The sequence below is a fragment of the Paenibacillus amylolyticus genome (assembly GCF_050990605.1).
Taxonomy (GTDB): Bacteria; Bacillota; Bacilli; order Paenibacillales; family Paenibacillaceae; genus Paenibacillus; species Paenibacillus amylolyticus_H.
On record NZ_CP158832.1, the window covers coordinates 3,127,786 to 3,153,372 of the forward strand.

Consider the following 25,587-nt stretch of genomic DNA (forward strand, 5'->3'; position numbering starts at 1 on the left):
GAGGAAAAATAAAATGAGAATTGCAATTGTAGGAGCAGGATCTTTGGGAACCATCGTAGGTGCATACCTTGCGGATGGTGGACTGGACGTTGAGTTAATTGATGCATATCAGGAACATGTAGATGCTTTGAATCAAACGGGTGCTAAAGTGACGGGGACCACCGAGTTTCAGGCCAAAGTAAAAGCTATTACTCCTGATCAGAAATCAGGACAATATGACCTCGTTTTACTTTTAACCAAACAACTGTATAACGATTCCATCCTTCAGGAATTACTTCCATTCTTAAGTGAAGACAGTATGGTGTGTTCCTTGCAGAATGGGATTCCGGAAGAGAAGGTCGCGTCTATTGTTGGTGAAAAACGCGTCATTGCAGGCTCCGTTGAGTTTGGCGCTACATTCATTGAACCAGGTGTATCAAGCCTGACCACCGAGTACACTCAATTTAAGCAGTATGCTTTTCAGATTGGTGAATTAAATGGTGAAATCACTGAACGAATTCAATGCGTAAAATTGGTGTTGGATCTTGTGGGTGGAACACATATTTCCGATAACCTGATTGGAACCAAATGGTCCAAATTGCTGATCAACAACGCATTCAGTGGTTTATCGGCTGCATTGAATGGGGAATACGGGGACATTATTGATCACGAAGCCGGCATTGTGAGTGCAGCTCATATTGCGGACGAGACGATTAAAGTTGCTCGCGCCAACGGGGTCACTTTGGTTAAAATGAATGGATTCGACATTGCTTCACTTGAACTGAACAACAAAGAAGATATCCCTGAACGGGTGAAAACACTACGTTACGTGATGGAGCCCTCCAGACTGCTCAAAGCAAGCATGCTTCAAGATCTGGAGAAGAACCGCATAACGGAAATTGATTATATTAACGGGGTTGTGTCAAGCAGGGCAGAAGGTACTGGAATTGCAACACCTTATAATGATTTAGTTGTAAAACTGGTCAAATCTGCTGAAGAAACGCAAACCGTTCCTCATTTTGACACGAATATAAAAGCTTTTGAAGAACTATTAAGTGCTATCTAGTGACTCGTTCTGAAAGGAATACGTCTAACGAAAAACGAAGGAATTAATAATTGTTGGATAATAATGACATTGACAACTGCAGAGTTTTCCAAAATAATAGTATGTAATTGAATACTGGTACCTTTAATTCAGTCCAGAGAGGCTGGCAAGGGCAGCGGATTTCATAATCACGCGAGAATCAGGGCATATTCCGAATAGGGTGCTCTGTGTCTTCGCGCGGATTATGATGCAAAAAGAGGCTACTTGTCAGTGTAAAACTTGACGAGTAGCCTCTTTTTTCTGCTTTTTTTGGTATCAGATACACTTTATGTTGGGGGTATTCTGATGAGCAAACAAGATCAAGAGTTTTCATGGCAAGCGGTGCCGAAAGCACAAAGAAACAACTTTTGGAAGACGTTATCCGTCATGCTCGGTTTTACATTTTTCTCAGCAAGTATGCTGGCAGGAGGGACGTTGGGCGTCAGCTTGACGTTTATGGAGTTCATTGGCATCGTCCTTGCAGGCAACCTGGTGCTCGGTATCTATACAGGAGCATTGGCGCATATCGCTGCCAAAACGGGACTGTCCACACATTTGCTTGCTAAATATGCGTTCGGTGCGAAAGGATCGTATCTGCCTTCGTTTCTACTAGGCTTCACTCAGGTTGGATGGTTCGGTGTTGGTGTGGCCATGTTCGCGATTCCGGTCGCGAAAGCCATGGACTGGAACGTATACCTGTTGATCCTGGTGTTCGGACTTGCCATGACAGCATCAGCTATCTACGGCATGAAGTCGCTCGTCATTCTCAGTTATATCGCAGTTCCTGCGATCGCCATTCTCGGTGGTTACTCCATGTTCGAAGGTGCAGGATCGCTGGGTGGTCTGCAAGGGTTGCTTGATTACACGCCGACTCAGTCGCTTACCGCGGCGGCAGCATTAACGATCTGTATCGGATCATTCATAAGCGGCGGAACGCTGACACCCGATTTTGCACGGTTTTCCCGGACATCCAAACAGGCAGTTACCGCAACAGTTATTGCATTCTTCCTGGGTAACTCACTCATGTTTCTCTTCGGTGCAGTTGGTGCGATGGCCTATAACCTGGCCGATATCTCGGAGGTCATGTTCTTGCAAGGGTTAATGATTCCGGCAATTATTGTTCTGGGCCTGAATATCTGGACGACCAACGATAATGCACTGTACGCCTCGGGTCTTGGTTTTGCCAACATCACCAAAATTTCGAAGAAATTCTTCGTCATCGTAAACGGTATCGTGGGTACCGTATTCGCCATGTGGATGTACAACAACTTCGTCAGTTTCCTGAATGTACTAGGCGCGGCGGTACCATCCATCGGGGCTATTATTATCGCAGATTACTTCATTGTGAAACGTAGAAATTATAAGCCATTTGCCGACATGTCTTTTAAAAATGTAAACTGGGTTGCGATGTTGGCTTGGGCCATCGGCGTTGCATTTGCACAATTGGCTCCTGGGGTAACACCACTGAACGCACTTATTGGCACAGCAGCGGCTTATATCATCTTGATGATAATTGTTCCTGCCAAAGAAACCAAAGAAATGGGGAAAATAAATGATTATACAAAACGCAAAATTGCGGGGTAAAGAAGGACTATGGAATATCGTTGTGAAAGAAGGGAAGTTCGAAAGAATTACACAATCACTGGAAGCTGCCGAAAATGAGGAGATCCTGGATGTCAACGAATCGCTTGTGCTGCCACCGTTCATTGAACCTCATATTCATCTCGATACAACGCTCACAGCAGGTGAACCGGAATGGAATCTAAGCGGGACGCTGTTCGAAGGCATCCAGCGCTGGTCAGAGCGCAAGGCTTTCTTAACACTTGAGGATGTCAAGACTCGCTCCAAAACGGCACTCAAGTGGCAATTGGCACAGGGCATCCAGCATGTACGAACACATGTGGACGTTACCGATCCAAGCTTGATTGCCGTTAAAGCGATGCTTGAAGTAAAAGAAGAAATGGCTCCATATATGGACATCCAGCTTGTTGCTTTTCCACAGGAAGGCATTCACTCTTATCCAAACGGGGCAGAATTGCTGGAAGAGTCACTAAAAATGGGCGTTGATGTGGTCGGCGGCATTCCACACTTCGAATTCACACGGGAATACGGCGTTGATTCAATGAAAGTTGCGTTTGATCTGGCCGAAAAATACGATCGTCTCATTGATATCCATTGCGATGAAATCGATGATGAGCAATCCCGTTTTGTTGAAGTTGTTGCCAAGGAAGCCTACGAACGTGGACTGGGTTCACGCACAACGGCAAGTCACACAACAGCGATGGGCTCATATAATGACGCTTATACGTACAAGTTGTTCCGTTTGCTGAAGATGGCTGATCTGAACTTTGTCTCGAATCCGCTGGTCAACATTCACCTGCAAGGACGCTTCGACACGTATCCAAAGAGAAGAGGGCTGACGCGTGTCAAAGAGTTGCAGGAAGCAGGTCTGAATGTGTGCTTTGGTCACGATGACATCTTCGATCCATGGTATCCACTCGGTACAGGCAACATGCTGCAAGTGCTGCATATGGGAATTCATGCTTCCCAGTTGCTTGGTTACGACCAAATCGTGAATTCGATTGACCTCATTACCAAAAACAGCGCAAGAACGTTACACATCGAGGATGTATACGGTATTGAAGAAGGTAAACCTGCCAACTTCATCGTACTTGAAGCAGAGAATGAATATGAGGCTGTTCGCAAACAAGCCGGCGTACTTTATTCTTACAGAGGTGGTCGTAAAATTGCGGAATCGAAGCCGCGGGACACATCGATCATTTTTGAGGGCGGTTCAGAGAAGGTTACTTTCAATAAATAATAGAGAAAATATACTCCCATTAAAAGTCGTTATTTTAGCGGCTTTTTTGTTTTTTTACTGTCCACACACAATAAGAACCAAACATTCAGCTTGCCTTAAGTGCTTCACTGGAAGCCTTCTTCCCGCCTTTTTTACGAACAAAACTAATGACCAGCAGTAGCAGTGGTAACAAACCAAATAGAAAAATGGATATATTGCCAAGAAAATCACCCAAAGCTAAGGTTTCCTCCAGGTTTTTAGGCAAGGAAGCAATTACATACAAAACCGGCAGCATCGCGAATTGTATGCTCGTAATATTTTTGAGACGAAATAAATCTCGGATCCCGATTGCCGCAAAATAGTGTTTAAAAGCATAAGTTGCAAAGATCTGCATCAACCAAAACACAATGAACAGTGATTCATAACGTTCAAAAAGAAATCCCTCAATTTCAAAACTCCGAACCATGTCGAACGTTGGCCACATTCGTGTTTGAATTCCCGGCAAGGATAAATTCCCCACCACGGTGACAATCGTGACCAAATAGATAATCGTACAACTAAGTATGCTGTATATAGCAGCTTTATTGCTCGCTTTCACATCCACCATGTAGGCTGTGATGATGAGTAAAACTTCATATCCAGAATAGGAGAGACACGAAGGTTTAAGACCCTTCAACACAGGCATGAATCCATCGCCCAGGAGTGGTCTGAGGTTATTAAGTTCAAACATCTTGCTGCTTAAAAGGAAAACCAGCGCTAGTAACGCAAGCGTAACGGGCAACACGATTGAAAAGACTCGGATGATGACCTTAAGACCACCCGTTAACATATAAATACCAATCCACAAACTGACCATAATAGTGACCCAAGTAGGCGTTCGCTCAAGGATGTACATACTTGTAATTTCGGCCATGACTCTGACTTCGAATGAACAAAGAACAACAAAATATAAGATAATTAAAAGTCCCAACAGATAAGCAATCCACTGACCTGTGATTTCAGGTATAAATTCGAATACCGTTTTACCGGGGAATCTACGACACAAGGTTACAAGGAGGATGCTGATTGTGGTTACAATTAATCCTGCTAAAATGACAGAAATCCATACATCCGGTGTTCCTACTGCTTTACTAATTGTGCGAGGGAGTGTTAGAATTCCAGCTCCGAGTATTGAATTGATAACTACAATAATAACCTCGGAGGTATTAATATTAGATGTGGATTGCTTCATTGGCCTTCGCTCCAAACCGGAGAATATATTTCTGGGTAGTTTAGCCCAACACAGTTGTTTTATGTAAAATATGCTGTACTGATATAATGTTGAGATATCCAATAATGATTTGAAGATGAGGATGTAGGTTATGCCAAAGAACGATAATATGTTAGCCATTCTGTGGATGCTGAATTCAGGCACCAAAGTAACTGCAAAACAAATGTCCGAAAAGTTAGAAATCAATATAAGAACCGTATATCGATATATTGATGCATTATGTGCCAGTGGAGTACCAATCATTTCCGATACCGGTCATAACGGCGGGTATAGCTTGCTGAATCAGCATATCAAAGCACCTCTGTTATTTGATATTGATGAAAAAAAGGCAATTCTCCAAGCTGCTGTGTTTGCAAAAGAAGCTGGATACCCTTTGAGTGAGGCATTGGACAATGCAACATCCAAATTGAAAATGTATTCAAATCAGGATCAGGAAAACAAACTTCGTCGTCATTTGGCCGGGTTTAACGTTATCAATCGTATGGGAAATACATCCGTTCAGCCGATTTTGGCGGAATTGGAGCAAGCCGTGGCTAATGATTGCTCTGTCGAAATTGATTATCGCAGAAGCCGTGATGAACAACCCAAAAAAAGAGTAATAGACCCATATGGAATGGTTTACTGGAATAATAAATGGTATACCATTGCATTTTGCCACTTGAGAAATGAATTTCGCAGCTTTCGGGCAGATCGTATTCTGCGAATCAAGCCTACTTCGCTGCGCTTTAAGCGTTCGGAATCTATTTCTGCTCGTGAATTATTTATGCAAAATTTGTTACCTGATGTAGTGGGCAAAGAGGGGTTAATTTCCTTGGTTATCGAAGGCCGATCAGAGGCATTGGATGACTTGGGGCTGCATTGGTTTATGGGACATTATCTGAAAGAGCGGACTCCCAATCAAGCCATCTTTTTATTTGATGAAAAATCAATTCATACATACGTCCCCTATTTTCTGCTATCCTACGGGAAATCCATTCAAGTCATTGAACCACAGCTTTTGAAGGACAGACTTGTTGCTGTTGTATCCGAGTTAATGGAATACTATCAACTTTAACAACTTCACTAACAAATAAATGTCAGTGAAGTTATTTTATAATGATGACATTTACATGTACACGGCGATGGCATCACCGGAGGCATTGGCTCAACACATCTCGGGAAAGCCTTTACGTTTTGACTATGATCTTTGTCCTCCTTTATTCTGATTTGATTGATGAATGGGAGATCACTAAGCATTTTTGCATAAATATCACTTTTTTGAAGCCTGCCTTGGCAGTAAATGGGCCGGATTTTAGTTCTTTTTTGAGCATATAACCGAACCGTTCATATAATTTTAGTGCCGAAGGATTGGTATCCACGACCTCTAGATTGATTTTAGTAATTTCCTTATTGATTGCGACATGTTCCAACTTACTTAATAGCAATTTACCTATTCCATGACCACGAGCTTCTTCAGATACGGCAATAGGGTCAATATGTAATACATGTTCGTGATACAAATGAAATTTTAGATAAAACGCATAACATAAAAATCGCCATGTCCCTACAAATGGGGAGTACACGTTCCGAAAAGCTGTATAATTGGCAGGTGTGAACGCTTTTTTGCCGATATTGTAACCAAGAAACCCAACCACTTCTTCATTTCTTAATGCGTAAATGCCTTGTTCAAATTGAATAGACCGAGATAATAGTTGTACTGCTTGTTTTTTCGTTTTTGCATATAACCAAAGATGTTTTACTTTCAATGGAAAAGCCTCGTAAAATAAATGTGCAACTTGTTCTTGTTGATGTGCATTAAGCTGATGTCTGATTTGAATTTGATTCATGGATATCTCCCCAATCCTTCAATTAAAGTTTGTTGATGATCTATCATTCATTTTCCTAAAATGCAGAAGCGTGAACAATTCACATTTCTTTGAGTTGTGGGTACATTTCTTAGATTTCTTCGTATGTTGCTCGAATCTTGCTTAGGATTCGTTGAATTGGAGTGAAAGGAGGAGATCCCAAGATGAGTGGTATGGGTTATATCACCGACAGTTCTCCCATGAACGTACAGTTTCTAAATGTCAAAGATGAGCCGTTCCGTTGGCATAATTCCATTGAAGTGGTGATTGTGTTGGAAGGTAGCATTCATGTTGCTATTACAGATGAACAAAGAAAACTAGGTGCTGGTGCAATAGAAATTTTCAATATCAATCAAGTTCACCGTCTATGGGAGACCGATGAAGATAATGTCGTCCTCCAAATAAATATCGATACTGAATTTGCAAAAGCTTATTTTTCCGATTTATCATATGTCTGGTTTACACATGAATTTAGCCCTGGAGCATATCTAGGATTAGAACGAGTAGAAGGAATCATTGAGGCCATATGCACGTTAATAACTCCAATTGTAACTACGAGTGAGATGCCATTTTTAACGTTAAAGAATACAGTCGAACAATTGTTGGACCTGCTCATTATGAATTTTGATGCGAAAAGAATGTTTGAAGGGAACCCGACCAAGCTGCAACGAATAGGAAGAATATATGGTTATTTATTTAATGATAAGGGGTTTATTAACAAGCCATCTTTGAATGAGATCGCCAAACATACCGAGGAATATTTAAATTTAGATTATTTGTCATCACAATTTAAGTTATTGATAGGAGATACGCTGCAAAATTTACTTCATTACTTGCGCATTGATCATGCAATCAAACAATTATTGACGACAGATCGAAGTCTGGTAGAAATATCAATCGAGAGTGGTTTTTCTTCGCCCAGATATTTTTATCAACGATTTAATAAGATTTTCCCGGAAGGACCGAAAGCATTTCGTGAACAACATAAAAAGAAACAAGAGATGAAAAATCACTGTAGAGAAATCATCGATCCGGTATTAGTTCTCGCAAGCCATCGCGGATTATTTAAAATTCCTGAGACAGTAAACAGCGAACTAAATAAATGGATTCACATTGATATATTTGGGCCTAATGAACAAAATTCAACTGCTCCATATTTGATCAGGTTATCTGAATTAGTAAAAGGTGATTCACAAGCGTATCTTGAAATGATCCTTCAGGTAAACAACTTAAGCCCCAACAACGTTTTTGGATTTGAAGAAACTTTGGATATTGCAAACCGTAACGATTTTCAAGTTTTGACATGGCTGCTCAACCAATTCAGGGAAAACAATATTTCTCCTGTATTTGTCGTCAGAACGAGTAGTAATGTTATTGCTGAACAGATCACTACCATACAAGAACTATTTCAAAACTATACCCTCACTTATGGCGCAGAACATATGAAGAGATGGAGAATTGAGCTTCATTAACAGAAGAAACAAGAGAACAACCACACTCACATGTGGATAAAAAAGTTGCGAAGCTTTGTAGCTTTGGATATGATTATCTAATGTTCAATCTAAAAAATACTTATGTAATCAATTAATGATAAAAGATAGTGAGGTAAGAAAAAATGATCGCAAGAACAGAAGAAGATTTTAATGGCTTGAAGGAAATTGGCAAAATTGTGGCTTCTATTCGAGATGAATTGGTTCAAAGAACCATCCCAGGCGTAACAACTAAAGAACTTGATGATTTGGCAGGAGAGCTTTTTGAGAAAGCTGGCGCAGTTTCTGCTCCAAAAAGTGAATATAATTTCCCGGGATTTACTTGTATTAGTGTTAATGAAGAAGTGGCACATGGTATTCCGGGAGATCGGGTTATTCAAGAAGGGGACATCGTCAATATTGATGTGTCTGGCTCCAAGAACAGTTATTTTGCAGATACGGGAATCTCGTTTGTCGTAGGCGAAGGTGCAGAAGTGTTAACAAAAATATGCGACGTTGTTAAACTGGCATTTGAAGCAGGTCTCAAAAAAGCAAAACCTGGCTCCAAAAAAAGCGGAATCGGAAAAGCCGTATTCCAAACTGCAAGACAGCATGAATTAACGGTTATTAAAAACCTTACAGGACATGGTGTTGGACGTGGAATACACGAAGCACCTGACCACATCTACAATTATAATGATACATCGGATGATGAATTGTTAAAAGAAGGCATGGTTATCGCATTCGAGCCATTTATCTCAACTTCAGAAGAAGAAGTAGTCCAGACAGGAGATGGCTGGACCTTTGTTACTAAAAACAGCTATGTAGCTCAAATAGAACATACGATTATTCTTACTAAAAATGGTCCAATCATTGTCACTCTTTAAGGTGTCCAAACTGAAAGTCGCTAAATTTAGCGACTTTTTTTGTCTTTGTTTTATTGGTACGTCAAAGTAAATCTTAATATAAACGTTCACTTATTAATTTATGTTGAAATTATGGAAGGATTTAACGTATATTTAAATCTGATCTTTATGTTATAGACAGAGGTGATTGATTGAGCACATCAAAAAAGCGCATTCAAGTCATTGATGGACTGCGTGGATTCAGTCTGGCCGGCATTGTGCTGGCGAATATGCTGGCTTTTCAATATGGAATGTATGGCCAGAGCAAACCCCAACTGTTCGGGATTGGCGGAGCAGATCAGGCTTTTCTCTCGTTCCTGCTGATCACTGTGGTGGGCAGTTTTATGCCGATTTTTGCATTTATGTTTGGTTTCGGTATGGTTAAGCTCTCGGAAAGCCTAAAATCACGAGATTTACGACCAAAGTGTCATCTGGCACGCCGTTTTCTGCTACTGTTTGGAATTGGATTACTACACATCATCTATCTGTGGGAAGGAGATATCCTGACTTTTTATGGCGTACTCGGTTTCTTCCTGCTCATGTTCCTTAATCGGAAGCCTATAACGCTGCTCATTTGGGCTGTACTGCTACTCATGGGAGCGGGGATACTTGGTCTCCCGGCATCTAATCCGATGAACCCGCTGGCGATTGAGTCCATTCATATGGAGAACTACATCATTCAAAGTCAGGATGTATACGGTAGCGGCACATACGCGGAAATCAGGAATTTCAGTAATAACGGCGATCCATACGGCGGGGATTTGGAGCTGTCATACGCCCTGATAGCCCTGATGTTAGCGCCACTCATGACAGTGCCGATGTTCCTGCTCGGCATGCACGCTGCCAGAACCGGCACGTTTAGCGATCCACAATCGATGCGGACTATGTATCTTCGCCGGGCATCGTTATTGATCCCAGTTGGTTTGATACTCAAAGCATACGGCGTATTGGCGCCACAATGGGGTGCGGAAGGTTGGCTCGGTATCGGTATCGGGGGGACGCTTGGAGGAACGTTGCTTTCACTGGGATACATATACGCATTTGCGCTGTTATATGCTGGAAAACGCCGTTCCAGCCTGATGGGCAGGTTCGAGGCGGTCGGCCGTCTCTCGTTGACGAATTACCTGATGCAAAGCGTAATTTGTACGACGATTTTCTATGGATATGGCTTGGGACTGTTTGGAAGCGCTGGCGTTTTTATCGGAGCTATTATTGCGCTTGCTGTGTACGGCATTCAATTGTGGCTCAGTCCGCTATATTTTAAGAAGTTCCGCAATGGGCCTGTCGAGTACCTCCTCCGGATGTGGACCTATCTGTCCTGGAATGGACAGCCAAGAAAGAAGAAAAGATCAAACTTAGCTACGTATGAAAACAGCCCTAATGTCAAGTAAACATAAAGTGCTATCGTGAAATGCATAAAGAAGCCCGTTTCGATAAAAGAAAAGGCTTCTTTATACCGTAGCGATCATCGTCCTAAACTGAAAGCAAGATACGAATTTCCACCTAACTTTAACGTTATTTAACAGAGAGGTGTTTACCTTAGGTTGTTAGAATATGAAATGTCCCTAATGTTTCCTGTAATAATTTGTAGTTTTTATAGATTCAACATATCAACTCTAATACATAAGCTAACTATTATAGTGCGGGCAGTGGTAAGGTAATGTGAAATGAAAAATGAAGCATGTACATTCAACTGTTTGCACTCAGGCTTGAAAGGATCATTATTGTGCTAAAAATAATTAATTTTCTTCTTTTCTTGCTGATCATTTGGGTAGTCATTTTTTATCCTTTCCGTTTGGTTTGGTTTGAAGGTGTAAAACAGATTCCCGCAGATCTTCATGGTGTTTATTTACTTTTCTTGTTCTTTGGATATCTGATCTGTTCATCTGCTATGGGACTCATGGTTGGCAAGATGTTCTTTAAACGAAAAGAACAGTAAGTATTTGCAGGCAGGAAGGTAGGGAGCTTGGAGAATGGACAAAGGTATTTTAATCAATCAATTTTTAGAACTTTTTCCTGAATTCCACGATAGTTATATAGAACATTTGGATTTATATCAAGAGTTTCTAGGACATGTGTTTTTTGGTGATGAAGTGGCTACTTATGTTGAAGGATTGCTTCGTGAAAATGATGATACAGAACAAATTGAGAAGTTTTTCAATTTTTTTGAATGGATGGCAACTCAAACGAGCCTTTATATTGTACAAGTGTTATCTACTACAATCTTGTATGATCTAGGTGGGCATACAGATATTTTGCAAAAAGCTCAATGTTATATGAAGTTACATACTAAAAGACTTTCTCAAGAAATAGAAGATTTACACTCAGGAAAATATTTTTCATAGAATAATCTGCCTTGATCCATGTATTCTTTTCGCGACCTCGTAATAAAATCGGAAGAAATCTTCCAAAACAGGAGGCGACATATGAATACCATTTTAAAAGTTATAGAAAAGCTAAAGTTGAATGTCTTAAATATCGAAGATGTTCCAGAGTCATTTAGTTCTGATGTATACAAACTTACTCTCGTCAGTGGAGAAAACGTGTTTGTGAAAATCCCTTTTAATAAGGATAAACTATTCCGTGAATTTCAGATGCTTGAACAATTAAAGGGTGTAATACCGGTTCCTAAGGTATTGGACATATGGTACGGGGATGAAAGTGCTGCTGGAGCTTTGCTCCTTTCAGCAATTCAAGGTATGCCTTGTACAGGAGAGATTGATGAGAAACTTTCTTTTCAGATTGGCGTATATCATGCTATGCTCCATGAGGTTAATACTCCTGGGTATGGTTACCATGTAACAGATGGTTTTAAGTTACTTGACCAAAATAATTGGAGATTACATATCAAAAGTAATTTTGAAAAGTGGAAAGAGCCATGTAAAGAAATTCTCGACTCTGAATTGTATGAGAGATGTATTCATCACTTTGATGGAGTTTTCTCTGCTTTACCGCATCCTGACGGACCATGCATTGTTCACATGGATTTTAGACCAGGTAATATATTGGTGAATGGTAACGAGGTTGCTGGCATTATTGATTTCGAGAGTGCTCGTAGTGGTTCCTCGGAAATAGATTTCACAAAAGTTAATCGATATATTTGGAAAGCCAATCCGAGAACAAAGATACCGTTCATTAAAGGTTATCAATCGATTCGACCTATGTTGGCTCTGGAAAGAGTGCTGCCATTTTACGATTTTTACGATGCTTTCAGCGCAGTTGTTTGGTGTAAAAAAAGAGGAATTGAAAAAAATCATACGTTCCTTCAAGAGAATATTCTTATTTTAAAGAATTCGGTGGAGTGTTGAGTATTGTTGTTTATATAGGATAGGGCTTCAGCCCATATTCTACTATAGAATTGTATGCGCTATCATAACAGGGTAATAGAAGGGAGATTTGACTTAGTATGAATGAACAAAGTGCTAAAAATAAGGTAGCTTGGGAACATCGGGCATATGAGTTTTGGAACAAACGAGATGGTTCACCTAAGGAAAAAGCACAACAAATATTAGCGAATCCCCTAGCACAGCTTAAAAAACATAAGCAGTATTTTGAACAGATTGCAGGAAAAAGGATTGCTAACCTATGTGGTTCAAACGGAAGAAAAGCAGTCCCATTAGCTCTGTTAGGCGCAGATGTAACCGTATTTGATATATCTGAAGAAAACAAAAAATATGCACTAGAACTGGCAGACTCCGCTAATGTTTCTATACAATATGTTGTTACTGATATTTATGATATAGATTTAGAAAAGTATAGTGGTCATTTTGACCTGTTATATTTGGAAGGCGGAATTTTACACTATTTCAATGACATTGAAAAATTCATGTCTCTACTGTTCTCATTACTTAAAGATGATGGTGTAATGATTTTGAGTGATTTTCATCCTTTAAGAAGATGTTTCGTTTCCTCTAATTCTCAAATCGAATACCCAATCCAACCAAACTACTTTGACGAAGAATTGCATAGTGGCGATGTAGCATATAAACATTATTTCGATCAAGATGAACAACAGAACTTTCCAGATGTTTCGATTAGGCTGTATACTCTTAGCGAAATAATAAATTCCGTTATCACATCTGGCTTTAATATAAAGAAATTTGATGAGCATCGTGGTTGGGGAAATGAGAATATTCCATGGGAATTTACAATTGTAGCTAATAAATAAACGGAAGTTCTATCCCTTAAAAGAACCACTCATAGGGAATAAGTGAATCAGCACAAAGTTAGGACGGATATCTTTTTAGGTAAAAACCACAAGAGCAATTTTTTTGCTGACTTTTTCGTGCAGAAACTGCAAGGTATTCTTTAATTATTTCCCATAAAAATACCTTGAAGGGAGGGAATACGATGGATTGGTTTGACAGGATGAATGGCGCCATGAAATATGGGTATGATTCGCCGGATGCGTTTTGGGTGGTTTCCGACATCTGAATACGAACAGGTTGAGGGGCCCTACTTTCGAAATGTATTATGGAATGTCATGGCATGGGAATGTTTCAAAAGAAATCTGGATACCGGTTAAGAAAAAATAACGCTCTTATGCAGCGGAATGAAGCGAGCCAACGCCCATGCTTTTTATGAGTATAACGGAGGCTATGACAGAGATTCATATTGCTTCGATAAGATGATCGACCTAACTCAAGGTTAAACGGCACTAAATAGGCCCAACTCACTCTGTAATCACAAGAGTGGATGTTGGGCTTTTACTATACTGCATTGGACATAACATTTAAATAACATATTCAACCAAAGTCATTGATGGATCATATTTCTGCGGTACTGGTAGGGCGTAACTCCGTATTCCACTTTGAATAACTGGATAAAATATTGATTTTTTCGGTAACCAACCATCTGTGCTATATCGGCTACACGGAGTTCCGAATCCTGAAGCAGTTGAGAAGCTTTCTCCAGCCTCTTCCTGGAAATGTAGTTTGACACATTTTCGCCCGTCTCCTGTTTAAACAGTTTGGAAAAGTAGACGGGATGGAGATGGGCAACTTTGCCCAGTTCATCCAGGCTAAGGCCTTGTGACAGATGGTCTTCGATATACGTTTGTACTTTGTCAACGATGGTTTGAATGGACATCTGTTTGTTGTTTCTGATCCGACTGACCCGACCCATGAGAGTTGAGGATAGTTCATCAGGATAGCGTAACTGGTTGAATATCCACTCCACGGTTTCAGAGGGATCGCGATCCTTATCCGTCAGATATACATATAGAATGGTCTCCATAAGAAAGATTACTTTTTGCTTATGGAGATGGATTTGATCATATTTTTTAATGATATTTCCCGCTGACTCCCAATCACCACATGATGGAGAATAGCCTAATAAGCCAACAAAGTCGTCCGCACGTACGTCCTCATTAAGGAAAAACCTGTAAAACATCTGCCGGGTCACGTTGCGATCGGTCAATGTAAAGGGAGGGGATACGACCGATTGCTCCAGTTCAATAGTTAGTTCCCCAGCAGCTTCTTCCGTAACAAGAGAGAACAGTCGCGTGCCCGCAGTCCAAACGAGACGATCCAGTTTGTCTCCGACAGCATGTTTTATAACATCCTCATGTTCCTGTGTGAAACCGTCCAGCTTGAAGCAGCACATACGACGACGCCCTATAAATTCAGCATAAGCCTCATATTCCTTACTTAATGTCTCGTTATGACTAAGCAGCGATAGCAGAAACTCCAATCCATCGAAGTTCTCCCATGAACTAGGTTGAGCGGGCCGTGTCTTTGTAATATTATTGATGGCTTTCGACATGGCTTTCTCCACATCATCTTTGTCGACAGGTTTGAGCAGGTAGTCGAGCGCACCTAAACGAATTCCTTGTTGCGCATATTCGAACTCGGAATAGCCGGAGAGAATGATCACTTTGGTTGGCAAACTATGTTGGTGGATATGTTGAAGCAGATCAATACCTGAGACCTCAGGCATTCGGATGTCAGTGATCAGAATATCGATATGCTTTTGGGTCAGCATCTCTCGGGCTTCAATCGAATTGGTCATCGTCTCGATCTGATCAATGCCAAAGGTGTTCCAATCGAGTAAGTGCTTCATATATTCAACGACATAATGTCCGTCATCCACAATTAATAATCGCATTCGTTATCTCCTTTCACCTCGGGAATGCTGATGAGCAGCAGGACGGACAAGCCGCCCCAATCATTAGTAGTAAAATGTAACCCGCTAAGTTCGCCGTACGTATTTTTCAGCCGTCGATTTACATTCCAGAGCCCTACGCCTTTAATTCCTTCAGGCGGGGTATCACTCTCAATCCGAGCCTCCAGGCTACGGATATCATCTAGCGAAAGACCTTTACCATCATCGGAAACCTTGATCGTTATCGCAGACTCCGTCTGTTTTACATCAATCGTCACCCGATGGGCACCTTGTTGTCCTTCGATTCCATGTTGAATCGCATTTTCAACCACTGGCTGGATGATCAGCGGCATGAGGGGAAGGGAGGACAGTTCAGGTGGCAGATCAATGCTGTACTCCAATTTTTTGCTAAGAGCCATAATAATCAGAAAATGTTCCGCAAACTGAAGCTCGCTTTCCAGCGTGACTTCATGCCGATCCAACTTCGTTAAATAACGATAATATTCAGCCAGATGTTTGCTCATGCGCATGACAGAATCAGGTGAAAATTGAGCCACCGACATGATGAAAAACAAACTGTTGTACAAAAAATGAGGATTGATCTGAGCCTGGAGTTGTTGAAGTTCGGCACTTCGTCTTAGTTCCGTTTCGGTTTTCAAGGATACGAACAGATCCTGGATCTCGGTAACCATATGATTAAAACTTCTGAACAGGCTGTAGAACTCTCTATCCGTATTTTCGGTTATACGTGTATTGTGATTGCCTTGTTCGACCTGCGAAAACTTCCGCTCCAACAAACGAATATTACGGTAATAGTTCCGGTAAAACGTAAAGATCACAACCAGACCAAGCGTGAAAACGGCTAAAATGCTGGCAAAAAAAACTTTGCGGTTGCGGTCAATCGGTTGCAGAAAATCATTCGTCTGTGTATATGTAATCAGGTAGGCGTCAATTGATTCAATATATCGGGAAAGAACATAATAGTCGTCTGAATTGGTGTGATAATCATATTTCAAAGTGATCTCCGGCTGTGGAGAAAGCATTTCAGTAACCGCTTTCAATAGATCATCGTCGACTTCTTTCTCACTCCATAACTGTTGGGAATTAAACCAAAAAAAAGCATTTGAGCTGTCGTTGTTCACAGCCTTTTTCAGCAGATTTTTCAAATAATCGGTATTCAGCTTTACACCAACGACGTACTGAGTCGGTTCTGTTTGTCCTGATTTTTGAATGTAAGGGTAGAGGGCGAAGTAATACAAACTATTGCCGACGATGTGCCATCCCCGCCCATGAACATCCTTGAACGGAAGTCTCGCCTCCGGGGTACTGTTGGTGGACAGAAACGTTTCTTCAGACTTCCAGTAAATGCCGATCGATTCAATCGATCGACTGGATAGGAGTGTTTGCCGCAAGCGATCAACGATTTCGTTTTTCTTCATTTGGGAATCGTAATTGTTCAGCTCGATAACATGCCTCTGATAAAATCGTACATCACTGTCAGCTGCATATTGAACTCCGTACATGTTAGCCTCGTATATAATCCCGTCAAGAATGCCTTTCACATAGTCAAGCTGGTTTTTGGAAGCGCCAATCAGATTTTCTTCAAGTGTCTTGGAGCTCAATCGATTCATCACGAAAAACAAACTTAACGTCAGCAGCAGAAAAAAAACAAAGAAATAGATGAATCGCTTCATATACATTTTTCGGATCATATGTTTTTCCTTTCATATCGCCAAACACAGAAGTTAAAATCCATATCGGATTAACTTTAATATAAGCCAAACCTTAGAAAAGCGGAAGGGCAGCAACAGTGAGAAATGAAAGCGGTTTTAAAATGCTTCAGGGCGGGGTGATGATCTTGAAATTTTGGCATTTTGGAGTGAAAGCGCTTTTGTTAAGCTTATCTTCAAGGATCGCTTTCGAAGAACCATCATAGAGGAGGTATGCAACATTAACGAGATTGTGCCCGCCAGATCCGCAAAAAAAACAAAAACGAAGCTTTCCCAGCGGAGTTCATTCAAAAAGGAAATTAAGAAAAGCTGGCCCTTGTATGTACTGTGTATTCCCGCATTTGTGTTTGTCTGCATCTTTTCTTATGGCCCGATGGTAGGTTTGCTCATGGCATTTCAGGACTACAAACCCTGGCTGGGCATCACAGGTTCACGGTGGATCGGGTTAGATAATTTCGAACGGATTTTCCAATATAAAGAGGCCACACAAGCGATCGTCAATACGCTAATTATCGCTGTTTCTAAAATTATTGTTGGCATCATCGTTCCGATTGTCATGGCTATTCTGCTGAGTGAGATCCGAAATATGGGCATTAAAAAAAGTGTTCAGACACTGGTGTATCTGCCGCATTTCTTGTCCTGGGTTACTGTGGCAGGCTTGATGATTGACATTCTCGGTTTGGACGGAGGCATCAACCACATCTTGACCCGAATTTTCGGGAACGATCCCATTTACTTCCTGGGTGATCCTGATCTGTTTCGATTCACAGTTGTAATCAGCGATGTGTGGAAGAGCTTTGGCTTCGGCATGATTGTCTACTTGGCGACCATTGCGGGAATTAATCCTTCTTATTACGAAGCGGCCGAGATTGATGGTGCCACACGCCGGCAGCAGATTCGATTCGTTACCTTGCCTAGCATGTTGCCCATGATTATCGTCATTTCTACGCTGAGTTTGGGCAATATTCTGGATGCGGGCTTTGATCAGGTCTTCAATCTGTACAATCCACTTGTCTACAGTACAGGAGATATCATTGATACCTATGTCTACCGTTCATCCTTGTTAAACGGACAATATGGCTTCGGGACCGCTGTAGGACTGTTCAAATCGGGGATTAGCTTGATCTTGATCGTTGTCTCCTACAGGCTGGCCTATAAATATGCCAATTACAAAATATTCTAACAAGGAGGGAGAGGGATCATGTACCATAAAACGACAGGCTATAGAGTATTCTCCTATTTTAATTACGCGTTCATGATACTGGCGGGGCTGGCGTGTTTTCTACCACTGCTTCATCTATTGGCGCAATCGCTCAGCAGCAAAGCGGCCATTAGCGGTAATATGGTTTCATTTTGGCCGGTGGGGTTCAATGTGGACGCCTATGTAAAAACGTTCAACAATTCCAATTTCAACGGTGCCATGCTGACATCCATCACTCGGACCGTATTGGGTACAACCATCAGCATGTTTATCCTCACCTGTGCAGGGTATGCCCTATCCAAGGAATTCCGGGGACGCAACGTGCTCATGTGGTTTTTTATCTTCACCATGCTCTTCTCGGGGGGATTGATACCTTCTTACATATTGATCACAGCCCTTGGATTAAAGGATACCATATGGGCTCTTGTGCTTCCGGGCGCTTTTGGTGCCTATAATTTGATTCTTCTCGTCAATTTTTTCAAAACGATTCCAAAAGCTTTGGAAGAAGCAGCTTTCATTGACGGAGCGTCCTTTTTTGTAATCCTCAGCAAAATATATTTACCATTATCTCTGCCGGGCATTGCGACCGTATCCTTGTTCATTATGGTGGGGCACTGGAACTCATGGTTTGACGGGATATTGTACATGTCGGATGCGAGCAAGTATCCGCTGGCTTCGTTCCTACAGACCGTTGTTGTGCAGAGCAATATGCAAAATATGGCGATGAGCCAGTCTGAGGTGGCAGCCATGTCTGAACAGAGCATCAAGGCAGCCCAAATTTTCGTCAGCACGCTCCCGATCATTTTGGTCTATCCATTTTTGCAACGATATTTCGTAAAGGGAATTGTACTAGGAGCCGTCAAAGAATAGTTAGAGTAAAGGGGACATGAATTCATGAAGAAAAGATATGATTTGTGGAAGACGGTAAGTCTGGTCATACTGTCGGCCATGCTTGTGGCTGGCTGTAGCAAAGGGGAGAATGCTTCCGAGACCGCACCGGCATCGGTGCTCAAAGATGGAAAATATGATCCGCCATTTACGATCACCATCGCCAAACAACAGGATGAAAACGCCGGAAAGTACATCAACGGTGAAACTTTGAATGACAATGTTTTGACCCGTTGGGGCGAACAAAACCTGGGTATCAAGATCCAAACCACCCTGCTGGGCGGGGATGCTTCCCAGTATAATACCAAGCTGCGGCTAGCGTTGACGGGTTCGGAAAAACTGCCAGACGTTCTGCCCGTCTATGATACCATGCTGGTCAATGATCTGATCGAGTCGGGGCAGGTCAAAGAGATTACAGAAGACATCTCAACCTACATGCCTGACCGGATAAAAGAAATATATAAACAATACCCGACCACCTTCAATCCAGTGGTTAGGGAGGGCAAGGTCTACGGGATGGCGATTGCGCCGAACCTGACGGAAGGCGAAGTCATGTTGATCCGCCAGGACTGGTTGGACCAATTGAATTTGAAAGCGCCAACAACGATTGATGAGTTTGAACAAGTCATCGCGGCGTTCACTAATGAGGACCCGGATGGGAACGGCAAGAAAGACACATATGGCTTTACATTTTCGGGTAAAGATTCCTACAATACAGGCTGGGTCAGCGATCCGGTCATGATTTTTAGCGCATACACGGGCAAACATCTTCCAAGGCAATGGTATAACGACAATGGCAAACTCACCTATGGATCTGTGGCTGATGGCAACAAAGAGGCACTTGCCAAGTTACGCGATTGGTATGCAAAAGGGTATTTGAACAAAGAATTGGCCACCCAAGGTGCATGGGATGCACTGTCCGATTTTACAGAGGGGAAAGCTGGTATCATCATTGGTCGTCCTTGGCTGTACGACAGTGTGAAGGACGTGGAGAAAAATGTGAATGGTGCAAAAATCAGTGCTTATCCGACCATTCAAGGCGTGAACGGTGATAAGACCTATCAATCCGCCCAATTGAACGATGGCGTGTTCATGTTTAACAAGGATTTTCAGAACATGGAAGCCTTCTTCCTATACTACGATAAAATGTACGATGCGGCGTTCAGCACGGGGGATTTCAAATACGGCTACGCTCAGGGATACGATTACGATATCGTCAACGACGAAGTGATTTTTGATCCAACCAAATTTAATAAGCCATTAGAGGCTATACAAGGCGTTGGGAAAATGGCATTCACCAAAAATACACCGAGTGTGGATGGTCCCGGTCAATCGTACTATGATCTGGCGAATGGAGTTAAAGCCGACACAGGCGTCCTCATTCAAAGCGCTTCAAAGGACCAAACGACCCAGGACGGATACCGAATTTCATATGAAAACAAGGATGTTTTGCTGCCCAATGCGTTTAACGGTCCACCAACGCAGACAATGCAAAATGTGTGGGAACAGTTGACCACCATGGAACAAGAAACTTTTACCAAAATCATATATGGCAATGAGCCGCTTGAAGCATTTGATATCTTTGTGAAACAGTGGCACGAAAAAGGCGGAGACACCGTTATCGATGAAGTTAACGAATGGTACAACCAAGCCAGCGAGACGGATGTAATGACACTGATGAATTTGAAATAAAGTCAAGTTTCACCTGGATCAGCCTTCCGACAACAGGAAGGTTGGTCTTCTAAAAAAGGAGATGATGAGACATGATCAAAGGTAAATCGTGGATGGTTATTGTCATTGCATTGATGTTGTTAACAGTTCATTTAACGTCCTCAGCCCAAACTGTTCATGCTGCTGGTGAAGAGACCAAGATTGCTGCAACACTGTTTGTGCTGAAGAACGAATCCGAAGTATCCAACGCCAAAATCCATTGGGCACCTGTATCGGGGGCCACTGCATACGAGTTGTACAGATCCGAGAACAATGCGCCTTTTACGTTATTACAGACCTTAACCGGTACAACGACGGATGATTATGAACTCAACATAGGTAACACATACAAGTATCAAGTGAAGGCATATGGCGGAACTTCCTTGTTAACCTCCGCTGTCTCGCCAGAATATGTCCCTTACAGCCTCCCAGATAACCTCACAACTTTTGATAACACAACGCAATCAACGCTTATGCTCCCGAATGAACTTAAAGTTGGAGACACCTACTACAGATTCAATTTCGTGCAAAAGTCGTCAGGCGGTTTTGGCGAAATGATTCAACAGACGTCAACAGATGACATCACCTACGGTAACGACAAAGTGGTCCTTTCCTACACGGATCATCCCGATCTGGCGAATTCTAAATTTGAGGGGATTAACATCCTGTACCATGCGCCTACGAACAAATTTGTATTTTGGGCTCACTATGAAAACAGTACAGACTATACACTTGCCAGAGTATCGGTGGCTTCGGCCACGCCTGGAGAAGACTTTACATTTCACAAAAGTTTTCGACCGGAAGGGAACCAATCCCGGGATATCTCCATTTTCAAAGATGATGATGACTCAGCATATCTGATCTCTACGGCCAATAACAATTCGGACACCATCTTATATAAGTTGACCTCCGATTGGCTGGATGTGGATCATCAAGTTTCTGTTATTTATCAAAATCAACACAGGGAACTGCCCAAGATGATCAAAAAGGATGGCATTTATTATTTGTTCTCTTCCCAAGCTGCAGGTTGGTATCCGAGCATACCTTTATATTCTTCAGCAACAAGCATAGACGGAGATTGGTCTGAATTGCGGACGATTGGTAACACGTCAACCTTCTCGGCGCAGTCGGGTTCCGTCATGCGGGTGAAGCCAGATACGGGTAACAACGTGGTTATGGTTGCGTATCGCTGGATGTTCGGCTGGGCAGGCACGCAAAATGGAACAACGGAGGAACGACTGCTTCCCGTTTGGTTCTCCGATGGTTACGCATTTTATGATTATTTTGATCAAGTCCTGTATAACACAAGCGATGATATTGTCATTCCCGTTCAGAATGGAAAACTGCTGTCACAAGGTAAACCGGCAACCGCGCAAACGGCTACTGGAACAAATCCGGCAAGTTATGCGAATGATGGTAACTATCAAACTGAATGGGTCGGTATAGGCAGTTCCTGGCCACATTGGTGGAAGGTCGATCTCGGCTCTGTTCAACAATTAAATAATGTGCAAATCTCCTGGTGGATGCAAAAAGGCTCCGAAGGTTATTACAAATACAAAATAGAGACCAGTACGGATAATGTGAACTGGACCGTGGCATTGGATCGAACCAATAATACATCTTACGGTTTCACATCAGATACGCTATCGAGCACTTCTGCCAGGTATGTACGAATTAATATGCAAAATGCGACACTTCATAACAACCCTAACAATTGGTACACGCCAAGGCTATGGGAAGTGAAGGTATTTGGATCGGACACCAATTAACGATGTTCTGAGTAGAAAAGAGGTAACCTTGTGCATATCTGATTCATTTTGAACGATAATTTGACAAAAAATGACCAATAAGAAAAAGACTTTGATCCTCCAGAGAATGGAGGTTCAAAGTTTTTCTGGATGAATTTTATAATTTCAAATCCAGCGAATAGCGATCGCGAAGTACTGATAAATGGTGTAGCTCATGTCCAGCCATAACAAATGCAATCGATCGAGCTGAAGCAGGATTCTCACTGACGATTCCTCTACAGAGCCAAGCTTCCGGGGTGAGGTGACGAAGCATAAGAATGGTTGAGCGGCGTGTGACGGTATATTCTTCGCTCAAATCGGCCAGCGTATACGCATTGAAAGGATGGGTCTGCATAAGTACATCCTGATCGTAGCCGGGATGATTCGCTTGGTCACCTCTGGCGATGCGAAGCAATCGGCTGCTCATGATTCGTTCGTTATCCAAAAGGTGGCCGATGACCTCCTTCACGCTCCATTTGTCTTCGGCGTAACGATAATTTGCTTGCTCCTCGGTCAATGAAGAGAGCAAAGTTGGTACGATGTTGGCTTGCAGCTCTAAACGTTCGATGATGTTCCCATCAGGAACAAGCTGGATGTACCCTTCATAATAAGCTCCATATTCATCTGTAGTAGGTCTTTCAACCATGGTAATGCCTCCTTTGGGATTCGTAACTCTGGAATATATTGTAGCATACATCTTACTGCCTGCATTAAAATTGGCCCTTTCGCTTAATGGCGGAAGGGCCATTTCATGTGATTTGAACAGTTTATATCGTTGGGCTGTACCACTTTTAATCCGTATGTCCTATTCCTTTTTTTTGGACAAATTTCTCCAAAGCCGCAAAATCCTCCGTTACTTTTTTGAACGGCAACGTGTCCAGCACCTGTTCCCGGTAACTCTTTTTAGCCAATGCACTGAGACGGGAGTCAAGTATGCTGAGTACGCCAAGGTCAGTTTCACTACGTATTAAACGTCCAGTTCCTTGACGTAATCGAAGAAGCATGTCCGGTACAAAAACCTCCATGAACGGATTTTCCGTTAGAGATGCCTTATATTCATATACAGGATCGGAAGGAACAGGGAAGGGCAGACGGAAAATAATGACCTGTGACAGGTCAGAACCCTCGATATTCACACCCTCCCAGAATACACCGGTACCCAGGAGTACACCTTTGCTTTTCCTGAATTCGGCAATAACACTGTCCTGGGAAGATCCCTCTTTCTGAACATGGACTGCCCATGTATTTTCACTAGCCCTTGAGATCAACTTCTTATGAATGTATTTCATGTCTTCCTTTGCTGAAAAAAGAATGATTGTTCTTCCCTGAGTTAGATTACAGAGTTGAACCACTTCATTGTAAGCTGCTTCAAGATAGTTTTCGCGCTGATCATGGTGGTAATAGGGAACTTTGTTCGAGATATACATCATGGCATGGTTGGTGTAATCAAAAGGGGAGGGTTGGCGCTCTAGGAAATCACCCTTATAACCAAGGGAGTGCGTCATATAAGAATATTGTTCCTCCAGCGTATCCCCGCCTTGACACAGCGTTGCTGATGTTAGGATGACAGGAACCTTGCCATTAAATAAAGCGTATTTCAGAAAGTGGCTTATATCTTTGGGACAGATGCTGATCGTGGCTACTCCCAGGGGACTGCTTGCCCATAAGAGATAGTTGTCCTCAATTTCAGATAAGACACTAATCAGAGTAATAAGCCCGTTGATGGCTTCAAAAGCATCATCGATCTCCCGCTCGTGGCGTGAGGTCAAAATGGAAAGGCGTAAACTAAAATCTTTTAAATCGTTTGAGACCTGGTGCAACGGTATTCCTTTGATCTCCGACACTTTAATTCGATCGTTATCCTGCTTGGCGTGGTCGAACAAATCCGCGTTTACCTGTTTGAAGATGCGCTCAGCGCAGTTTTTTATGAACTTGGATTGTGAGAAGAGATTTTTATCCCCGGACTGCTTCGTGAGAAGTTGCACCGTGGTATCGAGAATGCGGCAGATTCCCCGATAAGTGAACTCAAGTGTTCTGGCATCCCGAACTTTAGCTTCCAGATTATGCGCTTCATCAATGACGATCAGAGCAGGCTGTTCTGAGATGATACTTTTGGTTCCTTCATTTTTCTTCATCAAATCCCGTATGAGCAAGTCCTGGTTCACGATAATAAAATCAATCTCGTGAGTTTTTGCATTCAATTTCGCTCTCATATCGTAAAACAAACATGCAGTTTTATGATGACAACGTTCGAATTTGCAATCATTCACGGAAACGTGGGACCATTCGGCATCACTAACCCCAGCTTTAATATCGGCTCTCTCATCAATTTCATAATCTAATATGCGCTGGGCAAGGGTAGATACGGAGGAGTTTGCATCATCAAGACTGATCCATTCCGCTGCTCTACTTCGGCAGGCATACTGACCCATGCCTTTCCCCACCACGGAGCGAACCGTTGAGAATCCCAACCGACTACCAATGATCCTTAAATCTTTATGTATCTGTTCCGAAAGCTGAATGGAGGATGTCGCTATAATGACTGGTTTCTTAGACATTTGATTCATGAGCAGACTTGGGATCAGGTACCCAAAAGACTTACCGATTCCGACACCAGCTTCAATCATGGCATGATGTCCATGGATATAAGCATCGGCGATATCAAGAGACATTTCTTGCTGCCCGATTCGCTCTCTAAGGCCGATTCGGGGGAACCAGTCATATATTCGGAAGATGGCGTTTATCAAAGAACGTTCGATTTCCTTGTCAGGTTCCTGTTTATTTATTTTATAGAGTTCATTTAACCAATTCATAACGA

20 protein-coding genes are annotated in these 25,587 nt (G+C 42.2%); 14 read left to right on the forward strand and 6 right to left on the reverse strand.

What is annotated here, in order from left to right; genetic code table 11:
* Positions 1–13 precede the first annotated feature (13 nt).
* The 3 genes from ABTV53_RS14165 to ABTV53_RS14175 all read left to right on the forward strand — a co-directional run bounded on the left by ABTV53_RS14165 (position 14) and on the right by ABTV53_RS14175 (position 3,884).
* Entirely contained in the window at positions 14–1,045 is a 1,032-nt protein-coding gene (locus tag ABTV53_RS14165) for a ketopantoate reductase family protein (protein ID WP_433753803.1), read from the forward strand.
* 324 nt (positions 1,046–1,369) lie between these two features.
* Positions 1,370–2,647, forward strand: coding sequence for a cytosine permease (gene codB / locus ABTV53_RS14170; RefSeq protein ID WP_433753805.1), 1,278 nt, complete (start codon positions 1,370–1,372; stop codon positions 2,645–2,647).
* Entirely contained in the window at positions 2,616–3,884 is a 1,269-nt protein-coding gene (locus ABTV53_RS14175; protein WP_433753806.1) for a cytosine deaminase, read from the forward strand. The genes codB and ABTV53_RS14175 overlap by 32 nt, the downstream gene beginning before the upstream one ends.
* Before the next feature lie 85 nt (positions 3,885–3,969).
* Here ABTV53_RS14175 and ABTV53_RS14180 read toward each other — a convergent pair whose 3' ends face one another.
* Entirely contained in the window at positions 3,970–5,094 is a 1,125-nt protein-coding gene (locus tag ABTV53_RS14180) for a GerAB/ArcD/ProY family transporter (protein ID WP_433753808.1), read from the reverse strand.
* A gap of 130 nt (positions 5,095–5,224) precedes the next feature.
* Here ABTV53_RS14180 and ABTV53_RS14185 point away from each other — a divergent pair, with 130 nt between their 5' ends.
* Positions 5,225–6,187, forward strand: a complete 963-nt coding sequence (locus tag ABTV53_RS14185; protein ID WP_433753810.1) for a helix-turn-helix transcriptional regulator — start codon at positions 5,225–5,227, stop codon at positions 6,185–6,187.
* Positions 6,188–6,329: 142 nt separating this feature from the next.
* On the opposite strand, the gene ABTV53_RS14190 is transcribed toward ABTV53_RS14185, so the two are convergent.
* Complete coding sequence (locus tag ABTV53_RS14190; protein WP_433753812.1) at positions 6,330–6,959, reverse strand: GNAT family N-acetyltransferase; 630 nt, start codon at positions 6,957–6,959, stop codon at positions 6,330–6,332.
* A gap of 182 nt (positions 6,960–7,141) precedes the next feature.
* On the opposite strand from ABTV53_RS14190, the gene ABTV53_RS14195 reads away from it, so the two are divergent.
* The 6 genes from ABTV53_RS14195 to ABTV53_RS14220 all read left to right on the forward strand — a co-directional run bounded on the left by ABTV53_RS14195 (position 7,142) and on the right by ABTV53_RS14220 (position 13,519).
* Positions 7,142–8,449 carry an AraC family transcriptional regulator gene (locus tag ABTV53_RS14195; protein ID WP_433753814.1) on the forward strand — a complete coding sequence of 436 codons (1,308 nt, stop codon included), beginning with the start codon at positions 7,142–7,144 and terminating at the stop codon, positions 8,447–8,449.
* A gap of 143 nt (positions 8,450–8,592) precedes the next feature.
* Positions 8,593–9,333 (forward strand): type I methionyl aminopeptidase, encoded by a 741-nt coding sequence (gene map / locus ABTV53_RS14200; RefSeq protein ID WP_433753816.1) that lies wholly within the window; start codon positions 8,593–8,595, stop codon positions 9,331–9,333.
* 170 nt (positions 9,334–9,503) lie between these two features.
* Positions 9,504–10,742 carry a DUF418 domain-containing protein gene (locus ABTV53_RS14205; protein ID WP_433753818.1) on the forward strand — a complete coding sequence of 413 codons (1,239 nt, stop codon included), beginning with the start codon at positions 9,504–9,506 and terminating at the stop codon, positions 10,740–10,742.
* A 582-nt stretch (positions 10,743–11,324) separates the two neighbouring features.
* Entirely contained in the window at positions 11,325–11,696 is a 372-nt protein-coding gene (locus tag ABTV53_RS14210; protein WP_433753819.1) for a DUF7674 family protein, read from the forward strand.
* A gap of 81 nt (positions 11,697–11,777) precedes the next feature.
* Complete coding sequence (locus ABTV53_RS14215) at positions 11,778–12,659, forward strand: phosphotransferase family protein (RefSeq protein WP_433753821.1); 882 nt, start codon at positions 11,778–11,780, stop codon at positions 12,657–12,659.
* 98 nt (positions 12,660–12,757) lie between these two features.
* Entirely contained in the window at positions 12,758–13,519 is a 762-nt protein-coding gene (locus ABTV53_RS14220) for a class I SAM-dependent methyltransferase (protein ID WP_433753823.1), read from the forward strand.
* A 587-nt stretch (positions 13,520–14,106) separates the two neighbouring features.
* Here ABTV53_RS14220 and ABTV53_RS14225 read toward each other — a convergent pair.
* Both ABTV53_RS14225 and ABTV53_RS14230 read right to left on the reverse strand, forming a co-directional pair.
* A complete protein-coding gene (locus ABTV53_RS14225; protein WP_433753825.1) occupies positions 14,107–15,456 on the reverse strand; it encodes a response regulator transcription factor in 1,350 nt (449 codons plus the stop codon).
* Positions 15,444–17,165: a sensor histidine kinase gene (locus ABTV53_RS14230; RefSeq protein WP_433753827.1), complete on the reverse strand. Its 1,722-nt coding sequence runs from the start codon at positions 17,163–17,165 to the stop codon at positions 15,444–15,446. Before ABTV53_RS14230 ends, ABTV53_RS14225 begins: the two co-directional genes overlap by 13 nt.
* Positions 17,166–17,481: 316 nt before the next feature.
* On the opposite strand from ABTV53_RS14230, the gene ABTV53_RS14235 reads away from it, so the two are divergent.
* The 4 genes from ABTV53_RS14235 (at position 17,482) to ABTV53_RS14250 (ending at position 22,751) form a co-directional block, all read left to right on the forward strand.
* A complete protein-coding gene (locus ABTV53_RS14235; RefSeq protein ID WP_433754205.1) occupies positions 17,482–18,366 on the forward strand; it encodes an ABC transporter permease in 885 nt (294 codons plus the stop codon).
* Between the two features lie 18 nt (positions 18,367–18,384).
* A complete protein-coding gene (locus ABTV53_RS14240) occupies positions 18,385–19,254 on the forward strand; it encodes a carbohydrate ABC transporter permease (protein WP_017688372.1) in 870 nt (289 codons plus the stop codon).
* A 24-nt stretch (positions 19,255–19,278) separates the two neighbouring features.
* A complete protein-coding gene (locus ABTV53_RS14245; RefSeq protein ID WP_433753828.1) occupies positions 19,279–20,964 on the forward strand; it encodes a hypothetical protein in 1,686 nt (561 codons plus the stop codon).
* A 71-nt stretch (positions 20,965–21,035) separates the two neighbouring features.
* Entirely contained in the window at positions 21,036–22,751 is a 1,716-nt protein-coding gene (locus ABTV53_RS14250; RefSeq protein WP_433753830.1) for a discoidin domain-containing protein, read from the forward strand.
* A 136-nt stretch (positions 22,752–22,887) separates the two neighbouring features.
* Here ABTV53_RS14250 and ABTV53_RS14255 read toward each other — a convergent pair whose 3' ends face one another.
* Entirely contained in the window at positions 22,888–23,415 is a 528-nt protein-coding gene (locus ABTV53_RS14255; RefSeq protein ID WP_433753832.1) for a DinB family protein, read from the reverse strand.
* Positions 23,416–23,560: 145 nt separating this feature from the next.
* Positions 23,561–25,582, reverse strand: coding sequence for an ATP-dependent DNA helicase (locus ABTV53_RS14260; protein WP_433753834.1), 2,022 nt, complete (start codon positions 25,580–25,582; stop codon positions 23,561–23,563).
* Between the last annotated feature and the right edge of the window lie 5 nt (positions 25,583–25,587).